Origin of the sequence: Acinetobacter shaoyimingii (assembly GCF_011578045.1) — a bacterium.
Taxonomy (GTDB): domain Bacteria; phylum Pseudomonadota; class Gammaproteobacteria; order Pseudomonadales; family Moraxellaceae; genus Acinetobacter; species Acinetobacter shaoyimingii.
On the sequence record NZ_CP049801.1, the window covers coordinates 1,895,636 to 1,921,430 of the forward strand.

At 38.3% G+C, this 25,795-nt stretch carries 27 protein-coding genes and 1 other RNA gene; 14 read left to right on the top strand and 14 right to left on the bottom strand.

The genetic code is table 11. From position 1 onward, the window contains the following. Positions 1-80 precede the first annotated feature (80 nt). The 8 genes from G8E00_RS08500 (at position 81) to fdx (ending at position 6,298) form a co-directional block, all read left to right on the top strand. On the top strand, positions 81-734 hold the full coding sequence (locus G8E00_RS08500) for a hypothetical protein (RefSeq protein ID WP_166009843.1): 654 nt from the start codon (positions 81-83) through the stop codon (positions 732-734). Positions 735-867: 133 nt separating this feature from the next. After that, positions 868-1,341 (top strand): Rrf2 family transcriptional regulator, encoded by a 474-nt coding sequence (locus tag G8E00_RS08505; protein WP_166009841.1) that lies wholly within the window; start codon positions 868-870, stop codon positions 1,339-1,341. A 1-nt stretch (position 1,342) separates the two neighbouring features. Next, entirely contained in the window at positions 1,343-2,560 is a 1,218-nt protein-coding gene (locus G8E00_RS08510) for an IscS subfamily cysteine desulfurase (protein ID WP_166223701.1), read from the top strand. A 119-nt stretch (positions 2,561-2,679) separates the two neighbouring features. Then, positions 2,680-3,066, top strand: coding sequence for a Fe-S cluster assembly scaffold IscU (gene iscU / locus G8E00_RS08515; protein ID WP_005010233.1), 387 nt, complete (start codon positions 2,680-2,682; stop codon positions 3,064-3,066). A gap of 42 nt (positions 3,067-3,108) precedes the next feature. Continuing rightward, entirely contained in the window at positions 3,109-3,429 is a 321-nt protein-coding gene (gene iscA / locus G8E00_RS08520; RefSeq protein ID WP_166009838.1) for an iron-sulfur cluster assembly protein IscA, read from the top strand. A gap of 101 nt (positions 3,430-3,530) precedes the next feature. Continuing rightward, positions 3,531-4,046: a Fe-S protein assembly co-chaperone HscB gene (gene hscB / locus G8E00_RS08525; RefSeq protein WP_166009837.1), complete on the top strand. Its 516-nt coding sequence runs from the start codon at positions 3,531-3,533 to the stop codon at positions 4,044-4,046. A gap of 37 nt (positions 4,047-4,083) precedes the next feature. Further along, positions 4,084-5,943, top strand: coding sequence for a Fe-S protein assembly chaperone HscA (gene hscA / locus G8E00_RS08530; RefSeq protein WP_166009835.1), 1,860 nt, complete (start codon positions 4,084-4,086; stop codon positions 5,941-5,943). Between the two features lie 16 nt (positions 5,944-5,959). Further along, a complete protein-coding gene (gene fdx, locus G8E00_RS08535) occupies positions 5,960-6,298 on the top strand; it encodes an ISC system 2Fe-2S type ferredoxin (RefSeq protein ID WP_166009833.1) in 339 nt (112 codons plus the stop codon). Between the two features lie 126 nt (positions 6,299-6,424). Here fdx and G8E00_RS08540 read toward each other — a convergent pair whose 3' ends face one another. The 8 genes from G8E00_RS08540 to G8E00_RS08575 form a co-directional block, all read right to left on the bottom strand. Further along, complete coding sequence (locus G8E00_RS08540; protein ID WP_166009831.1) at positions 6,425-7,891, bottom strand: adenylate/guanylate cyclase domain-containing protein; 1,467 nt, start codon at positions 7,889-7,891, stop codon at positions 6,425-6,427. Between the two features lie 62 nt (positions 7,892-7,953). After that, positions 7,954-8,391 carry an HIT domain-containing protein gene (locus G8E00_RS08545; RefSeq protein ID WP_166009829.1) on the bottom strand — a complete coding sequence of 146 codons (438 nt, stop codon included), beginning with the start codon at positions 8,389-8,391 and terminating at the stop codon, positions 7,954-7,956. A 376-nt stretch (positions 8,392-8,767) separates the two neighbouring features. Beyond that, a complete protein-coding gene (gene mfd / locus G8E00_RS08550; protein ID WP_166223704.1) occupies positions 8,768-12,238 on the bottom strand; it encodes a transcription-repair coupling factor in 3,471 nt (1,156 codons plus the stop codon). A gap of 127 nt (positions 12,239-12,365) precedes the next feature. Continuing rightward, the gene (locus G8E00_RS08555) at positions 12,366-12,719 is read right to left on the bottom strand and encodes a hypothetical protein (RefSeq protein WP_166009825.1); all 354 of its coding nucleotides are present in this window, start codon (positions 12,717-12,719) and stop codon (positions 12,366-12,368) included. 128 nt (positions 12,720-12,847) lie between these two features. After that, complete coding sequence (locus G8E00_RS08560; RefSeq protein WP_166223707.1) at positions 12,848-13,792, bottom strand: Dyp-type peroxidase; 945 nt, start codon at positions 13,790-13,792, stop codon at positions 12,848-12,850. 337 nt (positions 13,793-14,129) lie between these two features. Continuing rightward, a complete protein-coding gene (locus G8E00_RS08565; protein ID WP_166223712.1) occupies positions 14,130-14,915 on the bottom strand; it encodes a glutathione S-transferase N-terminal domain-containing protein in 786 nt (261 codons plus the stop codon). A gap of 79 nt (positions 14,916-14,994) precedes the next feature. After that, positions 14,995-15,507, bottom strand: coding sequence for a ribonuclease E activity regulator RraA (rraA, locus tag G8E00_RS08570; RefSeq protein WP_166009819.1), 513 nt, complete (start codon positions 15,505-15,507; stop codon positions 14,995-14,997). A gap of 89 nt (positions 15,508-15,596) precedes the next feature. Then, positions 15,597-16,262 (bottom strand): NAD(P)H-binding protein, encoded by a 666-nt coding sequence (locus G8E00_RS08575; protein WP_166223715.1) that lies wholly within the window; start codon positions 16,260-16,262, stop codon positions 15,597-15,599. A 213-nt stretch (positions 16,263-16,475) separates the two neighbouring features. Between G8E00_RS08575 and rpsT the strand changes: the two genes are divergently transcribed. Then, positions 16,476-16,742, top strand: coding sequence for a 30S ribosomal protein S20 (rpsT, locus tag G8E00_RS08580; RefSeq protein ID WP_039622003.1), 267 nt, complete (start codon positions 16,476-16,478; stop codon positions 16,740-16,742). A gap of 358 nt (positions 16,743-17,100) precedes the next feature. Here rpsT and G8E00_RS08585 read toward each other — a convergent pair whose 3' ends face one another. Further along, a complete protein-coding gene (locus G8E00_RS08585) occupies positions 17,101-17,829 on the bottom strand; it encodes a histidine phosphatase family protein (protein WP_166223718.1) in 729 nt (242 codons plus the stop codon). 60 nt (positions 17,830-17,889) lie between these two features. Next, entirely contained in the window at positions 17,890-18,741 is an 852-nt protein-coding gene (locus G8E00_RS08590) for a 3'(2'),5'-bisphosphate nucleotidase CysQ family protein (protein ID WP_166009813.1), read from the bottom strand. Positions 18,742-18,758: 17 nt separating this feature from the next. Between G8E00_RS08590 and G8E00_RS08595 the strand changes: the two genes are divergently transcribed. The 4 genes from G8E00_RS08595 (at position 18,759) to G8E00_RS08610 (ending at position 21,861) form a co-directional block, all read left to right on the top strand. After that, a complete protein-coding gene (locus tag G8E00_RS08595) occupies positions 18,759-19,463 on the top strand; it encodes an HAD-IA family hydrolase (RefSeq protein ID WP_166223721.1) in 705 nt (234 codons plus the stop codon). After that, complete coding sequence (locus G8E00_RS08600; RefSeq protein ID WP_166223738.1) at positions 19,444-19,887, top strand: RNA-binding S4 domain-containing protein; 444 nt, start codon at positions 19,444-19,446, stop codon at positions 19,885-19,887. Before G8E00_RS08595 ends, G8E00_RS08600 begins: the two co-directional genes overlap by 20 nt. A 148-nt stretch (positions 19,888-20,035) precedes the next feature. Beyond that, on the top strand, positions 20,036-21,076 hold the full coding sequence (gene recA, locus G8E00_RS08605) for a recombinase RecA (protein WP_166009806.1): 1,041 nt from the start codon (positions 20,036-20,038) through the stop codon (positions 21,074-21,076). A 140-nt stretch (positions 21,077-21,216) separates the two neighbouring features. After that, complete coding sequence (locus G8E00_RS08610; RefSeq protein WP_166223740.1) at positions 21,217-21,861, top strand: regulatory protein RecX; 645 nt, start codon at positions 21,217-21,219, stop codon at positions 21,859-21,861. A 190-nt stretch (positions 21,862-22,051) separates the two neighbouring features. Here the strand turns inward: G8E00_RS08610 and ffs are convergent. After that, positions 22,052-22,148: signal recognition particle sRNA small type (gene ffs, locus G8E00_RS08615), an RNA gene on the bottom strand. A 323-nt stretch (positions 22,149-22,471) separates the two neighbouring features. Here ffs and G8E00_RS08620 point away from each other — a divergent pair. Further along, the gene (locus G8E00_RS08620; protein WP_166009802.1) at positions 22,472-23,365 is read left to right on the top strand and encodes a YbgF trimerization domain-containing protein; all 894 of its coding nucleotides are present in this window, start codon (positions 22,472-22,474) and stop codon (positions 23,363-23,365) included. Positions 23,366-23,450: 85 nt separating this feature from the next. Here the strand turns inward: G8E00_RS08620 and lpxA are convergent, their stop codons facing one another. From lpxA to lpxD, 3 genes are read right to left on the bottom strand one after another with little or no spacing between them, the layout of a single operon-like run. Beyond that, positions 23,451-24,239: an acyl-ACP--UDP-N-acetylglucosamine O-acyltransferase gene (gene lpxA / locus G8E00_RS08625; RefSeq protein WP_166009800.1), complete on the bottom strand. Its 789-nt coding sequence runs from the start codon at positions 24,237-24,239 to the stop codon at positions 23,451-23,453. After that, positions 24,236-24,721, bottom strand: a complete 486-nt coding sequence (gene fabZ / locus G8E00_RS08630; RefSeq protein ID WP_166009798.1) for a 3-hydroxyacyl-ACP dehydratase FabZ — start codon at positions 24,719-24,721, stop codon at positions 24,236-24,238. Before fabZ ends, lpxA begins: the two co-directional genes overlap by 4 nt. Before the next feature lies 1 nt (position 24,722). Then, on the bottom strand, positions 24,723-25,793 hold the full coding sequence (lpxD, locus tag G8E00_RS08635; protein ID WP_166223742.1) for a UDP-3-O-(3-hydroxymyristoyl)glucosamine N-acyltransferase: 1,071 nt from the start codon (positions 25,791-25,793) through the stop codon (positions 24,723-24,725). Positions 25,794-25,795: the final 2 nt, after the last annotated feature.

Genomic DNA, 25,795 nt, shown 5'->3' on the forward strand with positions numbered 1-25,795 from the left:
TTAATTGAATTAAATTAGGGCAGATTTATTAGCCCATAGTTTTAATGAGATGGATTTCTCATTTTGGATAGGATTTTTTTATGAGTGATACGCAACAAAACCAAGGTCATACTCGTTTGTTGCTTAACATTGTGATGGTGTTATTAGAAACATTCTATTCGTTTATTTTAAAACATGATCGCGTTGTACGTTTACAAGCAAAGAAATTTATTGAGAAACAAATTACGCTAAAAATAAATAGCTACATTCCATATTTTGACTTTTATGTGCAATTTTCAAGTAAAGGTATTTTGTTTGATCTTAATACACCTGAAAAGCCAGTTGACATGGTCATAAACAGCACACTTATTGATTTGATTCAAATTTTCGCTTTTGCGAATCGAAAAAGTCTTAAAAAAATGCGCATAGAGGCAGATCCTACTCTACGTGATGAATTTAAAGACTTGTGCTTACATCTGTCTATGCCTAAATTGATTTCCGACTGGAAACAATGGCTCAATAGTGATTCAGATGAAAATAATCTGGTTGCTTCAAAAAAACGAATTGCTCCACTTTTGGAAAAAATTGATTTACAACGTTCTAGAATCAATACCTTACAGGTTGAAGTAAAACAATATCAAAATCGCATTCGTCGTATGACTCAAAGTCAAAAGAGACTTAAATTCGCCTTTGGTATAACACTTGTTCTTTTCTTGGTATTATTGATGTATAATTTGTGGATATTTTTCCAATAATTTGAATAAAAACAATTTCTAAGTTCCTCTACAAAAAAACCAACTAATTTAGTTGGTTTTCGTAAATAATACTTGACTATTTTAGTCAGGATTCATAAAATTCATACATCTAGCCTTACATGTGTATCGAATCATGCGCCTAACCACTCGCGGTCGCTACGCGGTGACTGCACTACTTGATCTAGCATTGCAGCCAACTGAGCAGACGATTACCTTAGCTGAAATTGCTGCTCGCCAAACTATCTCCGTTGCCTATTTAGAACAATTGTTTGCTAAATTGAAGCGTCATGGATTGGTCTCTAGCGTTCGTGGAGCAAATGGTGGTTACCATTTAGCGCGTAATGCTGAAGAAATTACTGTGTTAGAAATTATTGAAGCTGTAAACGAAACTGTTGATGCAACACGTTGTGATCATAAAGGCAACTGCCAAAATGGTGCGATGTGCTTAACTCATGATTTATGGCAAGAACTCTCCCATCACATTGCCGATTATTTAGCTAAAATCTCTCTTGCTGATCTCGTTGCTCGTGACAACGTTCAAACTGTTGCCATTCGCCAAAATACAGCACCTTTAGATTCAGCCCTTTTATCGGTTACAGGTATTTGACATGAAACGTCCGATTTATCTTGACTATGCTGCAACGACTCCTGTCGATCCACAAGTTGCTGAACGTATGATGGAATGTCTTACATATGAAGGCACTTTCGGAAATCCAGCATCACGCTCACACGCATATGGTTGGCAAGCTGAAGAAAAAGTTGAATACGCACGTGAACAAGTTGCCAACTTAGTGAAAGCCGACCCACGTGAAATCGTGTTTACTTCTGGCGCAACTGAGTCTGACAACCTTGCACTTAAAGGTATTGCCCAGTTTTATGCTTCAAAAGGCAAACATATCATCACAAGTAAAATTGAACACAAAGCAATTTTAGATACTTGTCGTGAATTAGAAGAAGAAGGTTTTGAAATTACCTATTTAGAGCCACAAGCTCAAACTGGTTTGATCACACCTGAAATGGTTTCTGCTGCACTTCGTCCAGATACGATTCTTGTTTCCCTCATGATGGTTAACAACGAAATTGGTACTGTGACTGACGTTGCTGCTATTGGTGAACTCACTCGTGCCAACAAAACATATTTCCATGTCGATGCTGCTCAAGCTGCAGGTAAAGTAGAAATTGATTTATCAACCATGAAAGTTGATTTAATGAGTTTCTCTGGCCATAAAATTTATGGTCCTAAAGGTATTGGCGCGCTATTTGTTCGTCGTAGCCCACGTGTTCGTCTAAAAGCACAAATGCATGGTGGCGGTCATGAACGTGGTATGCGTTCAGGTACACTTCCTACTCATCAAATCGTGGGTATGGGTGAAGCATTTGAACTTGCAGGTAAGAATTTAGCATCTGAACAAGCACGTTTACGCGTACTTCGTGACAAACTTTGGAATGGTTTACAAGATTTAGAGCAAGTGTTCTTAAACGGTCACCCGACTCAAAACGTTGCAAACTACTTAAACGTGAGCTTCAACTTCGTTGAAGGTGAATCATTGATGATGGCATTGAAAGATGCTGCTGTTTCATCAGGTTCTGCATGTACTTCTGCAACTTTAGAACCTTCTTATGTTTTACGTGCACTTGGTTTATCTGATGAACTTGCACATAGCTCAATTCGTTTCAGTTTTGGTAAATACACCACTGAAGCAGATATTGATCATGTTTTAGAAGTCACTAAAGCAGCTGTAGTGAAATTACGTGACCTATCACCGCTTTGGGATATGTTCAAAGAAGGTGTTGACCTGTCTAAAGTAGAATGGGCTGAGCACTAATACCGTACAACTTTCGGCATCCTGATTCAGCATTTCAATGAATCAATAGATTGAAAATTGAATCAGATGCCACAATATTAATTCTAATCTAGGCTGACCCCGAGGTTTGGAGAAGCATCATGGCTTATAGCGAAAAAGTAATTGATCATTACGAAAACCCTCGTAATGTTGGTGTTTTAGACAAAAACGCTGAAAATGTTGGTACTGGTATGGTTGGTGCACCAGCATGTGGTGACGTTATGCGTCTACAAATCCAAGTTGATGACAACGGTGTGATTGAAGAAGCACGTTTTAAAACTTATGGTTGTGGTTCTGCGATCGCATCGAGTTCATTAGTGACTGAGTGGTTAAAAGGTAAAACTTTAGACGAAGCTCAAGCCATTAAAAACATTGATATTGCAACCGAACTTGCACTTCCTCCAGTGAAAGTTCACTGCTCTGTACTTGCAGAAGATGCAATCAAAGCAGCTGTTGAAGATTACCGTAGCAAAAAAACGAAAGCTTAATATTTTAAATATGAGCTTTATTGATGATTGAATGGAGTTTTCATGATCAATTTAACTGAAAATGCTGCAACTCATATCAGCAATTACATTAAAAATCGCGGTAAGGGTGAAGGTATTCGCGTTGGTGTGAAAACTTCTGGTTGTTCAGGCTTGGCTTATGTACTCGAATTTGTGGACACTGCAGATTCGCATGACCAAGTATTTGAACAGTTTGGTGTTAAAGTTTTTGTAGATCCAAAAAGTATGGTGTATCTCGAAGGTATGGAGATGGATTATGTCAAAAATGGATTAAATGAAGGCTTTGAGTTTAACAACCCAAACAAAAAAGGTGAATGTGGTTGTGGTGAGTCGTTCACTGTCTAATTTCATTTCCTTGCTCTATTCAATTAAAACAGTGTCATGCACTGTTTTAATTACATTAACGATTTGCTTTTACCCCTTTATCATCTTGGAATTTTCTCCCAATGAATCATTTTGAGTTGTTCAATCTCCCTGTAGCACTCGATATTGATTTAGCAACTTTAAAATCAGAATTTTTAAAATTGCAGCAACAATATCATCCAGATAAAGCTGAAGATAAAGATCAAGCATTGATTAAATCGAGCGAAATCAATCAGGCATATAAAGTCTTATCGAATGTTGATAGTCGTGCAGGATATTTGCTATCACTCAAAAAACAAGATCATCATTTAGACCAATCCATCAATGATTTTGAGTTTTTACAATCTGCATTAGAAATTCGTGAACAGCTCGATGAAGCAAGCAATACCGAACAGCTAAATTCACTTAAAACTGAAGTACAGCAATGGATTGATGGCCTCGTTCGTGAATTCAAAATTGATTATGATGCTGAAGATTGGGCTGAATCACGAGATACTGTTCGAAAGCTTCGTTTCTTCCAAAAAGTGATGAATGACATTTTGAAAGCTGAAGATCGTATTCTTGATGATGAAGATTTCGACCTCGATGATGATTTTTAATTTTATTTTTTTGACTTATTTTCAAGGGATTTAACCCATGGCACTCTTGCAAATTGCAGAACCAGGACAATCAAGTGCGCCACATGAACATCGTATTGCCATTGGCATCGATTTAGGCACCACACACTCGCTTGTCGCGACAGTATTGTCAGGTAAAGCCAAAGTTCTCAATGACCAACAAGGTCGTGTGTTACTTCCATCAATTGTGCATTATTCAAATCAAAATATTGAATTGGGTGATGATGCAAAACCATTTTTAACAACTGACCCTAAAAATACCATTGTTTCGGTAAAACGCTTTATGGGTCGTTCAAAAGCAGATATTAAGTTTCAACATCCTTATACCCTTGTGGGCGAAGACAATCAAATGCCTGCATTTGATACTGCGCAAGGTCATAAAACGCCTGTTGAGATTTCTGCTGAAATTTTAAAACAACTGAAAGATCGTGCTGAAGCCAGCTTAAATAACCCAGTCAATGGTGCTGTAATCACTGTTCCTGCCTATTTTGATGAAGCACAGCGCCAAGCAACACGTGATGCTGCTCAATTGGCTGGCTTGAATGTTCTTCGCTTGTTGAATGAACCTACAGCGGCGGCCGTGGCTTATGGTTTAGATCAAGACACCAACCTTGCGACTGACCGAAACTATGTGATTTACGACCTTGGTGGTGGTACATTTGACGTTTCAATTTTACGTTTTTCGCAAGGCGTTTTTGAAGTTTTAGCGACGGGTGGCCACACTGCACTCGGTGGTGATGATTTAGATCGTCTTATTCTTAAATGGGCGAAAAAACAGCTCAATATTGAAACACTGGATGACAGTGAATACGCGCATGCTATTGTTGCAGCACGTAAAGCAAAAGAAGCTCTTTCTGATCAAGATTCAGTTGAGTTTTCAATGGCATCGCAAAGTATCACTTTAGACCGCCCTACTTTTGAGTCTGTGATTCAAGTAGCTCTCGATAAAACCATTAGTGTTTGCAAACGGGTTCTACGTGATGCGAAACTTGAACTTGATGACATTCAAAACGTAGTCTTAGTCGGCGGTTCAACACGTTCATACGCTGTACAGCAAGCAGTTCGTCAAGTGTTCAATCAAGAACCTTTGTGCACCATCAACCCAGATGAAGTTGTTGCGATTGGCGCTTCAATTACCGCAAATCAACTGATTGGCAACTCTAAAGATGGTTCGCTACTCCTAGATGTCACTCCGCTTTCATTAGGGATTGAGACCATGGGTGGATTGGTCGAACGTTTGATTTCACGTAATACCGCTATTCCTGTCGCACGTCGTCAAGAATTCACCACCTATCAAGATGGTCAAACTGCCATGCTGATTCATGTGGTTCAAGGTGAACGTGACTTGGTTGAACACTGCCGTAGCTTAGGTCGTTTTGTATTGCGTGGTATTCCACCAATGGTAGCAGGTCAAGCACGTATTGAAGTCACTTATCAAGTCGATGCTGATGGTTTACTTGCTGTCTCTGCACGCGAAACAACCTCAAATGTTTCGGCGCATATCGACATTAAACCGTCATATGGCTTATCTGATGCAGATATGGAACGCTTATTGTTAGATGGCTATAAGTTTGCATCCGAAGATAAAGACTTACGCCACTTGCAAGAAACCAAGGTTGAAGCGCAACGTGAACTTGAAGCCCTTGAACAAGCTTTAAAAGTTGATGCTCACTTGTTAGCTACTGCTCAACTTGAAGCGCTTGAAAAAGCCCGTGCTGATTTGCAAGCTCAACTTAAAACAGATGACATCAAAGTGATTGAACAAGCAGTTGAACAACTGAAAGTTCATAGTGATGCATTTGCTGCAGAACGTATGAATCAACATATTGATGATGCCTTAAAAGGCACAAAACTTGATGATTGGTCAAACTCTCACTAATTTATAGGTAAAAATTATGCCACGTATTAAAGTTCTTCCACATGCGCAAATTTGCCCAAATGGTGCTGAGTTTGAAGTTGAGCAAAATGCAAATCTTTGCGAAAGCCTACTCAAAAATGGGATCAAAATTGAACATGCTTGCGATATGTCAGCAGCGTGCACCACATGCCATGTGATCGTTCGCAAAGGCTTTGACGGTCTTGACGAAATGAATGATGTTGAAGCTGATCTACTAGACCGTGCTTGGGGCTTAGAACCAGATTCACGTCTTTCATGCCAAGTTAAAATTGAAGATGAAGATTTAGAAGTTGAAATTCCGAAGTACACCATTAACCATGCTTCAGAAAATCACTAATTAAAATTGTTTTAAATAAAAAAGGTCACTTCAAGTGACCTTTTTTATTTCTACCTTTTGTTTCATCTTGAACGAAGGCAACAATTGACTATATTGAGTCCTTAGCTATAAGTGATTAGTTATTCATTAGCCATGTTCAATCGGTTGGTTTGTTTCAACTGGCTTCACTTCATCTTCCGGATTAAGCTTTACCACACCAGACACGGTGGTTAAATTTTTCTGAACTTTGATGCGCTCAATCATTTCCTCAAGTACAGAAAGTAATTCAGCATATTCATAGTTTTGAACTTCTTCCAAATTTAATACCAAATGAAAGCCTTTGTATTCATAATCAAACCATTGCTGACTATCTTTCTTATTGGCATATTTTTCCATGACTTGCCAACTTTTTACAGGTTGTTGAATCCCTTTCAACTCAATCGGCGCTTGAGGCGCACACAAATAATCATTTTTAACCAGTTTATGGGTATCATCCGAAATTAAGATTTCATCTATTTCTGCTGCACTTTGTAAACGCGCAGCAAGATTTGCATCACGTCCGACAATGGTATACGCCATACGATGCACAGCACCATAATTTCCTACGTGGCAGTAGCCCGTACTGATACCCATACGGATATGTAACGGCGGATAACCCATTTTCAGCCAACGTTCACGCAAAAACTTCATTTGCTGACGCATAGATAAAGCCATATCTAGACAGTTTTTCGCATCTTGTTCAGTCCCTTGAGAATCAGGATCCCCAAAGAAAATTAAGATGGCATCGCCCATAAACTTATCGATCGTACCACCATATTGTTTAGCTATTTCCGTCATATGACTTAAATAGTCATTTAAAACAAAGGCTAAATCGTCTGGGATAAGGGTTTCAGAAAGCTCCGTAAAGCCTTGTATGTCTGAAAAGAAAATGGTGATTTTTTTTCGTTTGTATTCCAGTTTTGCTTCGGTCTCACCGCGCATAATCGATTGCCACAACTGAATCGGGGCATAACGACTCAATTGATTGGACAATTCAATATAACGATTCATTTCTTTAAAATAGGTTTGACGTTGCAAGTCTACTTTTAAAATCTGCTTTTGCTGATAATAACTTGCGAAATTGACAAAAATAATCGCACACATACAAGCAACAACGGACAACTCAATCGAAGTTTGCTGAAAGTATTCTTGAAACCCAAAAATGAAAATTGTACAAAAATAGAAAGCGAAAATTGCCAAGAGGATGGAAAATGAACTCATCATCATGGAAATTTTATTGTTCAATGCGGTATACAATATTCCAAAAAGCAGAACAAAAGTAACAACCAAACTTAAATGCACTGCTGCTAATGCGCTCGCAACAACAATGGTATCGATCAGAAAGAAAACATTACTTCGTAGACTTGTACCATAACGATACTGCAAAGCATGTGATATTCGAGGACCGAAAAAAATGACGAAAAAAACCAGAATTGGAAAAAAAATTTGATAATTTGAATTCGGTGAAGTGAAGTAATAGATCACAACCAAAAGCGAAATCATAAAGTACCCCATAACCCTTTGGAGTACTTCAAACTGCTTCGGTTCTTTATCTAGCAAACGATCTAATGGCAAATGCTATTACCTCATCACACTATAATATTATTATAGTTATCCCTGTGTATGAACTGCAAATTTTAGTCCATACGCCAGTCGAATGGCATATCACCTTGACCACGCAATGCCAACATTAATGTTTGACGCATATGTGCTAAAACATCACTGCTATATGGCACAGCTGGAGCAGCACCCCATACTGGCTTAGGCCAAGCAATATCATTTTGGTAACGCACAACATGGTGAAAATGCAATTGTGGTACCATATTTCCTAACGCTGCAACATTCATTTTATCTGCACGGAAAACGCGTGAAAGTTGACTTGATAACCAGCTCGATTCACGCAAAAACTGCTCTTGATCTGCTTGGCTTAATTCGTACAGTTCACCAATACCAGGAACACGTGGAATTAAAATCAGCCAAGGAAACTGCATATCATTCATTAAACGACATGTAGATAGCGGAAAATCGCCGACAAAAAATGTATCTTGAGCTAATTGTGGATGCAGACTAAACATATATTTATTAATGACGCAAAATAAAAGTGATGGCTAATACTAACACATCAGTTTTCAGCTGAATATTATTAGTATTGTGTTTCGATACAAAAAAATTGCAATCAAATTGATTTGTATCACAGTTATACTCTAATGAATCCCTTAAATAAATCAAGCCTTTATATATACTTTATTGCTATTTTTTATAAAAACAACGACCCCAAAGGCAAAAGCCAGATGGTTTAACAGTTCAAACTTTATTAATTAAGCGATATCTATCCTAAATAAAACCAACGCCCACCCATATATCCAATCAATATGAACAGGCGTTTATTCAATAAAAGGTAAAGCAAATGCTTTTTCCACCTTCATTCCATCTGAATCTTCAAGCATATATTTATGATGCTTGTTGTGATAAGCCTTTCAACAACTCATCTAAAATTTGATGCGCAAATTGAATCCGCTTTTCATTTTCCTCCAACATCACCATCACTTTTAAACGTTGTCCACCATCCATACGATAATATGTCGGCTGTTTTTGCATCATTTGAATAATACTGATCGCCTGCACGGGAGTATCTGGTGAAAACTCTACATGGCCACCACGTTCGCTCATATCAATTTTGGTGATACCCAATTGCTCCGCTTTAATACGCAGTTGATGTACGCTAAATAGCTGTTTAACTTGTTGCGGGGGCACACCAAAACGATCAATCAACTCCATACGTATATGGTCAAGCTTCTCTAAAGTATCTGTATTACTAATACGTTTATAAAATAAAAGTCGCTGATGCACATCGCCAAGATATTCATCTGGAATACGTGCAGGCATATGTAAATTAATTTCGGCTGTGAGGCTTAAAGGCGCGTCAAAATTCGGTGTTTTACCCTGCTGAATGGCTTTGGTGGCCTTTTCCAGCATTTCCATATACAAGCTATAACCAATTGCTTGCATAGAACCACTTTGTTGCTCACCCAACAACTCACCTGCACCTCGGATTTCCAAATCTTCTGTAGCCAAGATAAACCCTGCACCTAAGTCAGATGCGCGTTGAATCGCATCTAACCGTTTTTCAGCATCACCTTTTAGGCCTTTAATTGAAGGCACCATTAAGTAAGCATAAGCTTGGTGATGCGAACGACCTACACGACCACGTAGCTGATGCAACTGCGCTAATCCCAGCTTATCGGCACGTTCTATGATAATGGTATTGGCATTTGGGACATCAATCCCTGTTTCTATAATGGTTGAACATACCAAAACATTGAATTCTTTATGGTAGAACTGTTGCATGACTTGTTCGAGTTCACGTTCACGCATTTGACCATGCGCTACTGCCACACGTGCTTCTGGTACAAGGGTACGAATATTTTCAGCAGCTCGCTCAATACTATCGACCTCATTGTGTAAGAGATAAACCTGACCACCACGCAACAATTCACGCAGAATTGCCTCTTTCATGGTGGCATCAGTTTGTTCATTGACAAAGGTTTTAACTGCCAAACGACGTGCTGGTGGCGTCGCAATAATCGATAAATCACGCATCCCAGAAAATGCCATATTCAGCGTACGTGGAATAGGTGTTGCGGTTAAGGTCAACATATCGACATCAGCACGCATAGCTTTAATACGTTCCTTGTCTCGTACGCCAAAACGATGCTCTTCATCGACAATCATTAAACCAAGATTTTTAAATTGTACATTTTCTTGCAGGATTTTATGTGTACCAATGACAATATCAACTTTACCATCTTGCAAATCTTCAATGGTTTTAACATGGGATTTATTTGAACCAAAACGTGATAAGACCTCTATACGAATTGGCCAATCTGCAAAACGATCTTTAAATGACTCGAAATGCTGCTGTGCCAACAATGTTGTGGGTACCAATACTGCAACTTGCTTATTATTTTGTACCGCAACAAAAGCTGCCCGCATCGCCACTTCTGTTTTACCAAAACCGACATCGCCACACACCAAACGATCCATGGGTTTTGCCAATTGCATATCTGCCAAGGTTGCTTCAATTGCATTGGCTTGATCCAATGTCTCTTCATAAGCAAAACCACTGGAAAATTGCATATATGGTGTTTGATCTAATTCAAAACTAAAACCAGGTTTGGCTTTACGGCGTGCTGAGATATGTAGCAATTCTGCTGCGACATCATGAATTTGTTCTAAGGCTTTACGTTTTGCCTTACTCCATGCATCTGTACCGAGCTTATGTAATGGTGCCAAGTCCGGATCACCACCGCTATAACGGCTAATCAGATGTAAATTGGTCACTGGCACATAGACTTTTGCAGCATCGGCATAATCAAGTTGTAAAAACTCATAGTCTTGTTCATCGATACTGAGTGTAACCAAACCTGCATAACGCCCCACACCATGATCAATATGGACCACTGGTGCGCCAATACTCAGTTCAGTCAGACTGCGGACGAGGAATTCTTCTGAAACTTCATGTTGACGTTTACGACGGCGCTGCACCACACGATGTTCATACAGCTGGTTTTCTGAAATCACGGTCAATTGATCATTCAGCAATAATCCACGCTCCAGTGGCGCACTGGTGATCGCAACAGAATATTGCTGTTGAATGAATTGTTGATAGTTTTCAACAACAGGAATTTCACCCAAACTTGAACGTAATGAATCTTTTAGAGTTTCTCTTCGACCTGCACTTTCAGCGACCAACAATACAGGATGATTGGCTGAATCGACATAAGCCTTGACCATATGAAATGGACGTTCATGCTTTGGATCAACAGCAAGTCTTGGTGGCTGATCTGTATTTAAGTTAATTGAACCTGATTTTTCATCAATTTTCTCAGGTGATGCAATAATTCGAGAAAATTGATTAATTGCTTCAAGCACTTGATTGGGTTGTAAGAAAATTTCTTCCGGTGCTAACAAAGGATGATCAAGATCATGTCGACGATCTTCATAACGGCGTACAATTTCTTTCCAATAATTCGTTAATTCCTCACCCACGCCTTTATCTGTAATGACAACGGAATGACTTGGTAAGTATGAAGTAATGAGACTTTGTGTCTGCATCGCTTCTTTGGTGAAAAATAATGGAAAATAATAATCTAATCCAGGTGATGCAATGCCTTCCAAAGCATCCTGATACATAGGATTTTTCTTTGGATTTGCCGTTGGAAAAGTTTCTGCATAACGATCACGAAAAATTGCACGACCTTCTTTTAACGGAAATTCTTTTGCTGGTAATACGGTAAAATTGTCTAATTTTGTGGTGGTTCTTTGCGTTTCAGGATCAAAAAACTTCAGGCTATCAATTTCATCATCAAACAAATCGATTCGAATTGGAGCATCTTGACCTGAAGCATAGATATCCATGATGCTACCACGTACCGCAAACTCTCCATGATCATAAACGGTATCAACCAAATAATAGCCTGCTTGAATCAGTCGCATTTTTTGTTGTTCTAAATCGAACTTTTGACCAACTTTTATATCGAAATGCTCACCCAATACCCAAGAGGTCGGCGCGACACGTTGTGCCAAGGTTGTACTGGATAATAACAACACACCCTTTTGTGGCATATGAGATAAAATCGATAGACGTTCAGAAACAATATCTTGATGTGGAGATAAACGATCATAAGGCAAAATTTCCCAATCAGGAAAAATCGTCGGTTTAATTCCGTAAAATTCAAGCTCACTCTCTAACTGCGACAAATGCTGATTGTTCCGCGCAATCAAAACGAATAATCGGTCTGATTGCTCAGCAATTTCTTTAAACAATAATGCTGCCGATGAACCGAGCATATTGCCGATCCAGCGTTTTTCATTAATTTTGAGTTGTTTTAAATTCAGTTGAGAGATTTCTTGTTGGAACATCTAAATAGCTTCAGGTCTAAAACATAGGCGATATCTTAACATGTCGACCTGTAGCTGAGCGTGATTTTATCAGCTTTCATTTGTGCATTTTTTATCAAATAAGCTATTTAAAGTATGATGAATAGCGTTAATGATCACGGATAAATTGACGATAATATTGATTCAGTTTTTTAACGATCGCCTTGAACTGTTGTAAATTTTCTTCTGTATTGCCCAAACGAGCGACAAAACGTTGATTCGCAATTTCCAAATCAATTTTTTCATTGATGATCATAGCCTTATCATATAAAGCTTTCAAATCATCAAATGTTTTCAATTTACGGTTTGAAAAATATTCTAAGCGCTCGGATAATTCATTAACCACTATCCCATCGATAATGTAGCCTTTTTCGGCATCCCATTGGATATTCTGTTCACGTAGATAGATTTGCTCTTCCGTTTCTTTATTCGACTTGAATAAACCTACAAATTTATCAAACATGCTTTAAAGCCTTAGTACACCATCAATTCATTCATTATAACAAATAATTTAAACTGCCAATGGCTCAATGATGCGCTAGAAAATTAAACAATCAACATCTAAGCTATGTTGATTGGTCATTTCATTAACTATTCATCTGTAGATAAATCATCTAAAAAATCGACTGTGGGTACAAAAAACAGTGTCCCCGTGGTGGCTGTACTAAAATCCAGTAAACGATCAAGGTGACCCTCAGGACTACCTTTAAACATATGATTTAACATTTGATGGGTGGTACTAAATTTTCTTGAATATCCAATGAAAAAAGTACCGTATTCATTTTTAGAAGGATTTGAAAATGGCATATTAGCACGCATAATTTTCAATTCATTGCCTTCAGCGTCATGGGCTTTGCTGACCACATTATGGGCTGTTGGTGGTTTAACATCATCAGACAACTCAACATCGTTGAATTTCTTGCGCCCAATGACTTTTTCTTGTTCTTGATCGGTTAAATTACGCCACTTTTCCATATCATGCAGATACTTTTGAATAAATGCATAACTCCCCCCTTTATAATGAGGATCTTCATCCCCCACCAAAGCATATTCAGCTGCAATTTCAGGCTCAGGATTTTCTGTTCCATCTACGAAACCAATAATCGCACGTCCATCAAAATAGCGAAAACCGTGCACTTCATCGATGGAATAGCACGCATCCTGCAATTGCTCTTGAATAATACTGCCTAACTCGTAGCACAATGCTTGCCGATCCGCTCGGATATGAAACAATAGATCGCCAGGTGTTGAAACAGCTGTATATTTCGGTCCAACTATTTCTTTAAATGTGACCAATTCTCGGGGTATAAGTTTCGTTGGAAATAATCGGTCCCATGCATTACGGCTAAATCCCAGAGTCGCATTAAAATGACTCTCAGGATAACGATTGTTTAGACTCCGTGTAAGCGCAGAAAAATTTGCCGCAAAATCAATAATGGTATTCACACACTCTTGATTCTGGTTAATGCCCAATACAATAAACATTGCATTTTCACCAGGACGGCTCATTACAGGTTGAATTCTTGTATGCGACATTTTAATTTTCCAACTTTATCTATTTTGACTCTACAACAGCTTCAACGCACTTCTATGACTTCATTCCATACAAGCAATTGAATCTAAAACTTAAAACCCACAGCTTTAAAGGTGATGATGTTATTTATCAAATGATCTAATGTTCAGAATCATCAAAACCCTCTAAGCATAGAATCTCACAACATAAAATAACGCAATAGGAATAAGGAAATGACTGTTCTTTTACAGCATTTTGTAATGTCTGTTGCTAAATAACGCTGATACTTTTATTTTTCAGTCAATTCGATGACCTCATTCTTGTAGATAGATGAGATCAATCTATTGAATTTACGTGACTTTATCCGTACTGCTGATTTAAATACTGAATAATATCCTTAGACTCGAACATCTTGATACCAGTATTTGGATCAACCAAATAAGGTACTTGGATATCCTGTTTAGGACGATTCATTACCTTTACAACTTGTTCACGTTTACCACCATTTAAAGGCACATACTTCCCTGGTTTTAATCTTAACAACGCAGGTCCTTGATCTTGCCAACGTTCTTTGGCCACATTATGAAATATAAACGGTAACTCAAGTTCACTTAATGTCGCTCGAACCACACGAGTATATGGGCTCGCTTCAAACCCCCAAAGCTCTAGCAATGCATCCGGTGCTGGACGATCTATAATTTTCTTCTTGATCCATACGCCTCGTGCGCCATTAATGATCGTGCCTGCAAGTGCGACGTACGGTATATTTGGGTATTCACTGTATTTTTGAGGTGTTTCGCCTGTTTTTCCATAATGTTTAAATAAATGGCGAATAATTTTTTTGGAATGGTAAAGCTGTTCACCCGTATTTTCATCAATGAAAAATGGAAACATTTGTTTACCACCCAGCTCCTCAACGATTTTTCGATATTTAGTGCCACCTTTCGGACAGGGATACACTTCATAATCTAAATTCAGTGTGGTCAAAACTTCACGCACACGACGACAAAATGGTGATCCTTCAAACTCGTAAAGCTTTAAAGCTTTTTCAGGTTGCTTTGGAAATGGTGTCCCGTTCGCACCACGCCCACCACCTGTGATTGATGAAGCCAGTGCTTGAGCCACTTTAATTTGATGAATCACCATTTTATTGTCCTTTTCTTATTTTTCCGTAGACCTAGATACTTCAACCCATTGCAATCAATGTATCTATTTATCAATCAACTTACAGATCAACCAATTTTTCTTTTGAAACCACAATGCCATTATTATCGGCATATACATAGTCACCCGATTGAATAGTTACTCCACCAAAGTGTAATGCGATATCCACCTCACCGATGCCTTTACGATTACTCTTTTGAGGAATTGATGCTAAAGCATGAACGCCTAAGTTCAATTCAGCAATAGCATCGACATCACGGACACAACCGTAAATAATCACACCATTCCAGTGATTTTTCACTGCTGATTCAGCAATTAAATCGCCCATCAATGCACACCGCATAGATGCACCACCATCAACAACTAATACCTTCCCCGTACCATCCGTTGCCAATAACTCTTTTACACGTGAATTATCTTCAAAACATTTCACTGTCACCACTTGCCCGCCAAAACTTTTTACAGCGCCATAGCTTTTAAAAAATTTACCATCCATCGATGGAGTTACCACTTGAATCTCTAATTCTGGATGATCATCAAGCAAATCACATGTTACAAATGCTGGTGTAGTCACAGTTCAAACTCCTCTTTATTTAAATCCCACTGTTTAAATATGCATTGACGCTAGTATTCAATCCTTATTACATACATGCATTTGAAGCTTTATTTTGCATGCTGAATATACAAGTTATCATAAATCTTCAATGTTTCATTTTGGTTTTGTGCGACCTCGACCATAGTATGAGCCACTTGCTCAGCTGTCACTGGCTTATATTTGAATGTGTCGGGTACTAAATGCGAAAAACGCTGATATAAACGCTGGGTTAATCCTTCTAAGGTACGAGATTCTTCACGTTCACCCATCAACAAAGAAGGTTGCAATATAGAAACATAAGCCAGATTTGAATGTTTTAAATGATTTTCCAACTCTCCTTTGACCTGATTGTAGAAAATTGGAGATCCAGCATTTGCACCCATTGCACTGACCAAAACATAATGCGTTTCTGTTCCTTCGAACAAATCTACAAAGTGCGCATTAATTTCAAAATCAATATTATAAAAATTGGCTTTTGATCCTGCTTTTTTGATGGTTGTGCCTAAACAGCTAAATGCATGTGTAAAATCTGCAACATCTTCATCATTGAGCATTAAAAAGTCTTCAACTTCCAATTGATTGACTTTTGTGTACTGTTTAAGTGATTCATCCTCTTTACGTACAATGGCGAGAATATGTTCACACGATTCCACCTGATTGAGTTGTTTGAGCAATTCTTTCCCCACCATACCCGTGGCTCCAATCACCACTGCGCGTTTTATCAATTTAGTCATTTTTTAATCATTCCGAGTAAGATTCATATAATTTAATGCTTTAAAGTGATTTTATCTGCATCTAAAATGTTGTCAAAGCAAGTCAAGGCTTGACTTTATTCACTCATTTAATCACAATATGGCACTTGTTTACGGGCTGGTGATATTCTTCTGAGGAAGATTTCAGAATCAATTTCAGCCCGCCCAGACCAATCTATTTCAAGGAGTGCACGAGTGGCAAACTCTGCTCAAGCAAAAAAACGTGCTCGTCAAAACGTTAAAGCACGTAAACACAACGCTAGCTTACGTTCAATGGTTCGTACATATCTTAAACGCACAGTTGCAGCTATTGCTGCTGGTGACTATGCAGCTGCTACTGAAGCTTACAAAACTGCAGTACCTGTAATTGACCGTATGGCTGATAAAGGCATCATCCATAAAAACAAAGCTGCTCGTCATAAGAGCCGTTTAAATGCACAAGTTAAAGCTTTAGCTAACTAATTTATGCATGATAAAAAAAGCCCGTTAAGGGCTTTTTTTATACCTTAAAAAACATTTAGATCCAATCAAAACACAAATATTAAGCAATTAAGCAATTAAGCAATTAAGCAATTAAGCAATTAAGCAATTAAGCAATTAAGCAATTAAGCAATTAAGCAATTAAGCAATTAAGCAATATAAGCAATTAAGCAATTAAGCAATTAAGCAATTAAGCAATTAAGCAATTAAGCAATTAAGCAATTAAGCAATTAAGCAATTAAGCAATTAAGCAATTAAGCAATTAAGCAATTAAGCAATTAAGCAATTAAAAACCATAAACAAAATAAAGCATTTAATTTAGCAAAAATTATTTCATTTATTATTGTTGGCGAAAATCCCTAATATTTAGTTCATAACGCACACCACGCCAGATCCATTTTAATTTGGACTCTAAGAACTCATCCCCTTCAAACCAAACAAATAATCCTTCCATCATGGCTGGCCAATCTGCTTGATCTATGACATTACGACCTGAAATCACCGCAATAATCGCAGCTAAAATCGTGTCATGGCTCACAGCAAGACTTAATCCATTACAATCTTGAGGATGCGTGTTGTAAATGAGTTCCAATACATCCACTACACCAGTGATCGGATGCTTCATGCCCGGCAAGGCATTATTGACAAAACTATTAATAAATCCCAAAGCACCTTGCGCTTTAAAATAAGGTGCAGCTTTTTGAATATCGAGCACAAAACTACCCGGTTCAACCAGTAAACCTTGCTCAACAATTTCAATACGATGTGTATTTGGTGCAACCACCGCATCTGCACCCTGAATCATCAATGCTGCGGTATCCACACAACGTTGAATAGGACTTGAAATACAATGTTGAATGACACGATCCGATTGCTGAATTAAATAGGCACCCCATTCCTCAGCTAAATCGCGCCCTTGCTCAGTCAACTGCAAGTCATAACCTGCCAAACCCTGACCATTGACCACTTCACGTAATGAGTGGCGTGTAAATAAAGTGACAGGTGTTTTTGCATCTGGCAATAAATCGATTGCCTTCAACATACTTTCAGGCAGTAACTTCAGCGACATAGAAGATGTATTAAATCAGCAAATAAAAAACACTATACCACGCACAAAACCGCTTGGACGCTAGAAACTGACATTATTCAGCGCTTCTAGTGCTATTTCTTGATTTTCTTTATCCCTAAAAGCAATAAATCCATCATTTAAAATGGTCTCACGCTGATTATATGTAAATGGTTCAGCACTTAAACTTACCAATCCCCCACCAATACTTTCAAGCAAACCCTGACCTGAGCTTGTATCCCACTCAGATGTTGGATGAAACCGTGGATAAATATCAATTTCACCCTCAAGCATCATACAAAACTTATACGCACTGCCTGCTTCACGACGTATCACTGGATTTTCACGTTCTATATATTCGATGTATTGCTGATATTTTGGATTTTTACTGCTATGACTCAGCCCAACTTGTATTGCATCTGTTTCTGCTTCTTTAAATTTGCAAAAACGCTCCCATGTCTTTTGAGTAAATGAATATTTATAAGGCAACTCGGTTAAATAACCCAGATACATGACGTGCTCTGTAGGCACAGCAATCAGTGAAAAAATAGTTTGATTGTTTTCTATTAAACTTAAATTAATGGTGAATTCATCCCGTTCATGGATAAATTCTTTCGTACCATCCAAAGGATCAAGCATCCAACATGCTGACCACTGATGGCGCTGTGAATAGTCGCTTTCTTCAGAAATAACTGGAATATCAGGCGTTAATATAGCCAATTGCTCAAGTAAATACTGATTCACTTTCAAATCTGCTTGGGTGACAGGTGAATGATCCTGCTTTTCATTAATTTTAAACTCACGCCCAGCACAATAATTTTGGTATTCTTCTAATAGAATAATACTTGCATTCGCCAAGATCGGAACCAAACTTTGGATTTGTTGATCTTGAGGTGCTTGAGTTGTAATAAACATGGATAAAACCCTTTTTTATGTCTAATTCCGATACGAAACCCATTATCATGTTTGACATGGATGGTACGCTGCTTGACCTTGCTTTCGATGATCTCCTTTGGAATCACAAGCTCCCCGAACGTTATGCCCAGACGCATGGTTGCACGCTTGAACAGAGCCAAGCTGAACTTTACAGCTTCTATCAGCAATACAAGCATACACTATGTTGGTATTCATCGAGCTACTGGACTGAAAAAATCGGGGTAGATGTTTTACAACTCCAGTATGACTACAAAGATAAAATTCGACCACGATTAGGTTGTTTCGAGTTGTTAGATTACTTAAAACAAAATGGCTACCGTTGTTGGTTATTGACCAATGCCGATCAAGTCGGCTTAAAGCTCAAACTTGAAACCATTAATTTAACGCCCTATTTTGAAGTCATGATCAGTAGCCAAGAAATTGGTCATGCCAAAGAATTTGTTGAATTCTGGCAAATCTTGCAACAAAAGCATCCTTTCGACCCTAAAAATACTATATTTATTGATGATACCGCCCCTGTGTTACAAGGTGCTGAAAAATTCGGCATTGAAAATTTATTGACCATCACCCAACCTTCTAGTGAGAGTCCTGCACGTCATGCACTTGAACTAGAATATCCCGCCCTCAATAATCTCACTGAATTGATTTCTATTTTAGAAAATAAAACGTTTAAGGTAAGCAATGTCAAAACAACAGCTTGAAGCACAAAGCACAGTGTCCATGCGCATCGACAAATGGCTCTGGGCTGCACGTTTTTTCAAAACCCGATCAATAGCAAAAGCGGCCATTGAAGGTGGTAAGGTACATATCAATAATGAACGAGTGAAGGTTTCTCGTGAAATTCGTGTTGGCATGGAACTCACGATTCAACAAGGTTTTGAGCGAAAAACCGTCATCATAAAAGCACTTTCAAGCGTGCGTGGTGGTGCACCCATTGCCCAGCAACTCTATGAAGAAACAGAAGTTAGTATCGCTCGTCGAGAGTTGCTTTCTACACAAAGAAAATTGCATAATCTTGCTCGACCTGATCATCGACCGAGCAAAAAAGATCGGCGTGATATCAGTAAATTTAGACATGAAAATGATCAACAATTTGACCAACATTGGTCTTACAATGATGATTAAAATTATGCGACAAAACATGTCGCATCTGATCAAATAAACATAGAACAGAGCCCGTTTTTCTGTCACTATAAATGCCGTGGACATGAGACTTAATATAAGACATCCACTTAAGTTATTAGTGATATTACATCGTTTTTGAGGTTACGAGATGGATGAGAACAAAAGCAAAGCGCTGAATGCCGCATTAAGCCAAATTGAAAAACAATTTGGTAAAAATTCAGTGATGCGTTTAGGTGACAATACCGTTCAAGCAGTTGAAGCCGTTTCTACTGGCTCTATTACATTGGATATTGCACTTGGTATTGGCGGTTTACCAAAAGGTCGTATCGTTGAAATCTATGGTCCTGAATCTTCAGGTAAAACCACGATGACTTTACAAGCAATCGCTGAATGCCAAAAAGCTGGTGGTACTTGTGCTTTCATCGATGCTGAACATGCATTAGATCCACAATATGCACGTAAACTTGGTGTAGATATTGACAACCTTTTGGTTTCACAGCCAGACCACGGTGAACAAGCGCTTGAAATCGCTGATATGTTGGTTCGCTCAGGTGCAATTGACATGATTGTTGTCGATTCTGTAGCTGCTTTGACACCAAAAGCCGAAATTGAAGGCGAAATGGGCGACTCACATATGGGTCTGCAAGCACGTTTGATGAGCCAAGCCCTACGTAAAATTACAGGTAATGCAAAACGCTCAAACTGTATGGTGATCTTCATTAACCAAATCCGTATGAAGATTGGTGTGATGTTTGGTAGCCCTGAAACCACAACGGGTGGTAATGCCCTCAAGTTCTACGCATCTGTTCGTCTTGATATTCGTCGTATTGGTCAAGTCAAAGAAGGCGATGAAATTGTTGGTTCAGAAACACGCGTGAAAGTTGTGAAAAACAAAATGGCACCTCCATTCCGTGAAGCAATTTTCCAAATTATGTATGGTAAAGGTGTTAACCACTTAGCTGAGTTGGTTGATCTTTCTGTAGCACAAGAATTGGTTCAAAAAGCAGGTGCTTGGTATTCATACCAAGGCAATAAAATTGGGCAAGGTAAAAACAACGTGATTCGTCACCTTGAAGAAAACCCAGCCCTTGCTCAAGAGCTTGAAGGCATGATTCGCGAACAACTTTTAGTGAAAGTTGTGCCTGCTGCTGAAGAAAAAGATGAAGAATTAGATTTGTTAGACGTTTAATTATCAAGTAAACACGTTAAACTATAAGACGCCCTTCGGGGCGTTTTTTATTGAATGATATTGATATACATCTATTTAAATCACATTCGGTTGAAAGAACATATTTAATGTGATGAACGCAACCCCCAAAGTGACTCAAAATGACCGAAGCAAAGTTTCCTAAAATCATCGATTATGAAGCCCTAAAACGTGAATTTGAGGAAGTTGATCCCCCTGCTGACTCTAAGAAACCATTAGCATATCATTCAGAACCTCAAGATACTCAATCGTATGATTCAGATGACTCTACTTCTGAGCTAGACGACGGCATCGATCCAACTGAAAAGAAACCCGTAGGTTTGACAGGCACACGACTGCGCTCTTACGCCTTTGCAGTACTCACCCGTAAAGAATATTCAAAAAAGGACTTAATTGAAAAATTATGTTTATATGCACAAAATCGTAATGAGGTTCTAGAACTTGTCGATGAACTTGCTCGTGAGAACTATCAAAGTGATAAACGCGTTGCTGAAATGACCGTTCGTAGTCAAATACGTAAAGGCAAAGGACCTAATCGCATCAAGCTGGCACTCAAGGCCAAAAGTATTGATAAAGACTTAGCAAAAGATGATATGGCTGAAGTGGATTGGTATGAAGAAGCGTATCAGATCAAAGTGAAAAAATATGGTGTAGACGTTGCAACAGATCCAAAACTCAAAGCCAAACAAATTCGTTTTTTACAGTATCGAGGCTTTGACATGGATGCCATTATGAAAGCAATAAAACGTAAAAATGATGATGAATAAATAAAAAGTCGAATAAAAAATGAATTGAATAAGAGAGTAAGTAAGGAAATCAAGCTATAACAATGAAATCATTTAAGTGAGTAAGATAACTTATATGAAATGAAAAATGAAGTTTAGATTTGAACAATCGCAATGTTAAGAAAATAGAAAGTAAAACTAAAAATATAATTATTATTAAATCTGGTGGCAACCCCACTAGCAAGACTTCGGCACATCATAGTTCTGATACCGTTGCTACCTTCCGGTCCTGGCGGGGTTCTCAGAGTACAATTGCGAAGTAACCAGCGGGGCTACCATTGCAAGAACAGAGTATAGAGATTTTTAATGATCTTGCAAGCGACTTTTCTCAATTTAACCAAGTCTTTCTTTCGTTTGATTATTTAGCAAACAAAATGCGAGATTTTTTCTTAAGGCCTGCAAAATAAAGCTCGCAAAGCCTTTATCGATGGCTTTTATATTTGTATACGAACATTGTAAATAGATATTGCATTTAAAATCATTGGCGTTTTAAATGGGCATAGTATTTTAAATTTCAATGCGATATCTATTTTTTGAACAAATTACTTCAGCAAAATTAGATATTGGTTATGACCCATTTGGATGAATGATAATGCGCCTTAAGTATAACCTACTTACTCTTGCCCTTCTTAGCTCCACCACTGCTTTCGCTGCAAACGTTCCTATTGAATCTCATGGTTTAAGCAAAAGTTCATCTGCTAGCTCATCTTCTACTACAGCAAGCACCTCAAACAATATGAACTGGGATCTACTACAGCAAGTTCAACGCTTAGAAGCGCAAGTTCGTGAACTTCGTGGAAAAGTTGATGAACAAGATCATCAGATTGAACAACTCAACAAAGAACTCACCAACCGTTATACTGACTTAGATCAACGCCTAGAACTACTCAAACAAAAGGTTGATCCAAGTGATGAAGAAAGCACGGACAGTCAAAATCAAGGAGCAACAGAGCCGTCAAATGCGCCTTCTACATCAAATACAGAAATCAATAACACAACCAATAATACAAACCCTATCAATGCAGCAGCGCCTACACAAGATGCGCCTACAACGCAAAATGATGTAACCACAGCAAAAGATCAAACAAGCTCAAGCACCAATAATACCAATCAAGTAGAACAAGAAAAAGCAGCGTATACCATCGCATTAGATGCATACAAACAAGGGGGTGCTAAGAAAGCTATCGCACCTATGCAAAACTTTATTCGCAACAATCCAAATAGTGTATATACAGGCAATGCCTACTTTTGGTTAGCTGAATTTAATTTAGCAATAGATCCACCCAATTACACTGATGCAAAACAAAACTATGAAATTGTAGCGACCAAATTTCCAAACTCAGCCAAGGCATCTCGCGCGCTATATCAACTTTATAGCATTTCTAAAGATGTAAATAACAATACACAAACGGCAGAAGTGTATAAAAAGAAGCTATTAAGCACCTATCCTGACTCGGAAGAAGCGGGTTATTTTAAGAAAAAATAATTTGAAGAAATTTCTTAAAATATTCAAATACAAAAAAAAGACATCCTTGGATGTCTTTTTTTGTATTCGATAAAACATGGATGACTTAACGCACAATACCACGCTTAGATTCACGCAAAGAATCAATCAGTAAACTGACTTCTGAGACTTCAGGTAGAATTTTACTGCTGATTTCTTCAATGGCTTGCTCAGTGGTCAAACTAGATTTATAAATGAGCTTAAATGCTTCTCTAAGCCCCATAATCACATTCTTAGACCACCCCTTACGACGCATACCTTCAACATTTAAGCCAAATGCATGTGCAGGGTTACCAGAAACCATGACATAAGCAGGAACATCTTTCAAAATTAAAGATGCGCCACCAATCATGCTATAAGAGTCAATTTTGCAAAATTGATGAATACCAGAGTTCCCACCAATCACCACAAAATCACCAATATGCACATGACCTGCAACACCAACATTATTGGCAAAAATGTTATTGTCTCCAACAACACAATCATGCGCAATATGTGTATTGACCATCAGTAGATTATTGCTACCAATTTTGGTTAAACCTTTATCCTGAATAGTTCCACGATGAAGGGTGCAATGTTCACGAATTTTATTGTTGTCGCCAATTTCAAGCCAGGTTTCTTCACCCGCATACTTTAAATCTTGACAAACTTCGCCCACACTTGCGAACTGGAAGATTTCATTACCTTGACCAATTCGAGTATTACCACCGATCACAACATGAGAATGTAATGTCGTGCCAGATCCAATAGTGACGTTTGGTCCAATGATTGAATAAGGACCAATTTTAACATCTTGAGCAATTACTGCTGAAGAATCAATAATTGCGGTTGAGTGAATTAGATCTTTGGTGCTCATGCCTGCTCTAGTTTCTGATGAGAAATGATAATTTCAGCTGCTGCTGCCACCACACCGTCCACGCTAGCACTACATTGATATTTGTAAATACCGCGTTTTTGCATGATAAGCTCTGATTTTAGCACGAGTTGATCACCAGGAACGACTTGTTTTTTAAAACGAACCTTCTCTGCACCTGCAAATAAGAACAAAGATCCAGGAGCTGGCTTTTCGTTGTTCATTATAAAGCCAAGTACGCCAGAAATTTGCGCCATTGCTTCCACAATAAGAACACCAGGCATGATTGGATAACCAGGAAAATGCCCTTGCATGAATTCTTCGTTTATTGATACATTTTTAAAACCCACAATACCATTTTCAGAGACTTCGGTTACTCGGTCTATCAGTAAAAATGGATAACGATGCGGTAGATATTCACGAATCGCTTGAATTTGCATGGGTAATTCAGGAACTGCAAAATTTAGTGTTTGAGACTCAGTCATATTATTTACGCGATTTTAAAGTTGATTCAATGGACTCGATTTGAGATTGGATATGATCTATTTGTTTCGCCAACTTCGTCAATGGCACATCTGCTAATTGTCTAAAGCGAACAACCGTTCTTCTCCAGTGCCCTGAATCCATCAAACCCGTTCCAGAAGAATAGGTTCCAGCTTCTAAAATATTTCCTGTGACCATTGACATTCCAGTTAAGGTCACATTATCTGCGATTTTAATATGTCCAGAGACACCACATGCACCAGCAAGGATACAATTTTTGCCAATCACAGAACTACCTGCGATACCACATTTTGCAGCAATGGCTGTGTTTGAACCAATCGTCACGTTATGTGCGACTTGCACAAGGTTATCAATAATGACACCATCTTCAAGAATTGTGTCATCCAAAGCACCACGATCGATACTACAATTTGAACCAATACGAACATCATTTCCAATGCGTACTGAGCCTAATTGTGCAATTCGATGCCAGATTCCTTGATAAGGAACATAACCAAAACCTTCACCACCAATTACTGTATTGGCGTGAACTCTTACTCGATCGCCAATTTTAGCCTCACCAGTAATCGTAACATGTGAGTCAATAAATCCGTCTCGACCAACTTCGACGCCATAATCGATTTTAGCGTGTGACTGAATAATGGTGTTATCACCAATCACTGCATTTTCACCAATCACAACATAATGGCCAATATAAGTATTTTCACCAATCATGGCTGATGGATGAATTTGTGCTGTTGCTTCAATTCCACGTTCAGTGATTTTTCGCTCAAAGGTATGTGTAAGCTGTGAAAAAACTAAATATGGATTATCAACAACAATAAAGTTTGAATGATTTTTTAATTGCTTTTGAACGTCAGAAGTAACAATCAGAATACCAGCTTTACATGCTTCAGCATCTGACAGAAACTTTTCACTTTTAACATATGCAATATGATGCGATTGAGCCTGTTTTAAACTTGCAAGACCACTGACGACATAATTAAGTTGACCAATTGGTTGTCCATGAATGAGCTGTGCCAATTGGTCGAGTTGAAACTGATTCGATTTCATTG

Coding starts and splice junctions, on each gene's coding strand:
- G8E00_RS08595 (WP_166223721.1), top strand. CDS start 18,759: ATGTCTAATTCCGATACGAAACCCATTATCATGTTTGACATGGATGGT.
- G8E00_RS08510 (WP_166223701.1), top strand. CDS start 1,343: ATGAAACGTCCGATTTATCTTGACTATGCTGCAACGACTCCTGTCGAT.
- iscA (WP_166009838.1), top strand. CDS start 3,109: ATGATCAATTTAACTGAAAATGCTGCAACTCATATCAGCAATTACATT.
- mfd (WP_166223704.1), bottom strand. CDS start 12,238: ATGTTCCAACAAGAAATCTCTCAACTGAATTTAAAACAACTCAAAATT.
- G8E00_RS08585 (WP_166223718.1), bottom strand. CDS start 17,829: ATGTCGCTGAAGTTACTGCCTGAAAGTATGTTGAAGGCAATCGATTTA.
- G8E00_RS08505 (WP_166009841.1), top strand. CDS start 868: ATGCGCCTAACCACTCGCGGTCGCTACGCGGTGACTGCACTACTTGAT.
- G8E00_RS08555 (WP_166009825.1), bottom strand. CDS start 12,719: ATGTTTGATAAATTTGTAGGTTTATTCAAGTCGAATAAAGAAACGGAA.
- hscB (WP_166009837.1), top strand. CDS start 3,531: ATGAATCATTTTGAGTTGTTCAATCTCCCTGTAGCACTCGATATTGAT.
- lpxA (WP_166009800.1), bottom strand. CDS start 24,239: ATGAGCACCAAAGATCTAATTCACTCAACCGCAATTATTGATTCTTCA.
- fdx (WP_166009833.1), top strand. CDS start 5,960: ATGCCACGTATTAAAGTTCTTCCACATGCGCAAATTTGCCCAAATGGT.
- G8E00_RS08600 (WP_166223738.1), top strand. CDS start 19,444: ATGTCAAAACAACAGCTTGAAGCACAAAGCACAGTGTCCATGCGCATC.
- G8E00_RS08500 (WP_166009843.1), top strand. CDS start 81: ATGAGTGATACGCAACAAAACCAAGGTCATACTCGTTTGTTGCTTAAC.
- G8E00_RS08565 (WP_166223712.1), bottom strand. CDS start 14,915: ATGGTGATTCATCAAATTAAAGTGGCTCAAGCACTGGCTTCATCAATC.
- G8E00_RS08545 (WP_166009829.1), bottom strand. CDS start 8,391: ATGTTTAGTCTGCATCCACAATTAGCTCAAGATACATTTTTTGTCGGC.
- G8E00_RS08590 (WP_166009813.1), bottom strand. CDS start 18,741: ATGTTTATTACAACTCAAGCACCTCAAGATCAACAAATCCAAAGTTTG.
- iscU (WP_005010233.1), top strand. CDS start 2,680: ATGGCTTATAGCGAAAAAGTAATTGATCATTACGAAAACCCTCGTAAT.
- G8E00_RS08620 (WP_166009802.1), top strand. CDS start 22,472: ATGCGCCTTAAGTATAACCTACTTACTCTTGCCCTTCTTAGCTCCACC.
- G8E00_RS08575 (WP_166223715.1), bottom strand. CDS start 16,262: ATGACTAAATTGATAAAACGCGCAGTGGTGATTGGAGCCACGGGTATG.
- fabZ (WP_166009798.1), bottom strand. CDS start 24,721: ATGACTGAGTCTCAAACACTAAATTTTGCAGTTCCTGAATTACCCATG.
- G8E00_RS08560 (WP_166223707.1), bottom strand. CDS start 13,792: ATGTCGCATACAAGAATTCAACCTGTAATGAGCCGTCCTGGTGAAAAT.
- hscA (WP_166009835.1), top strand. CDS start 4,084: ATGGCACTCTTGCAAATTGCAGAACCAGGACAATCAAGTGCGCCACAT.
- recA (WP_166009806.1), top strand. CDS start 20,036: ATGGATGAGAACAAAAGCAAAGCGCTGAATGCCGCATTAAGCCAAATT.
- lpxD (WP_166223742.1), bottom strand. CDS start 25,793: ATGAAATCGAATCAGTTTCAACTCGACCAATTGGCACAGCTCATTCAT.
- G8E00_RS08610 (WP_166223740.1), top strand. CDS start 21,217: ATGACCGAAGCAAAGTTTCCTAAAATCATCGATTATGAAGCCCTAAAA.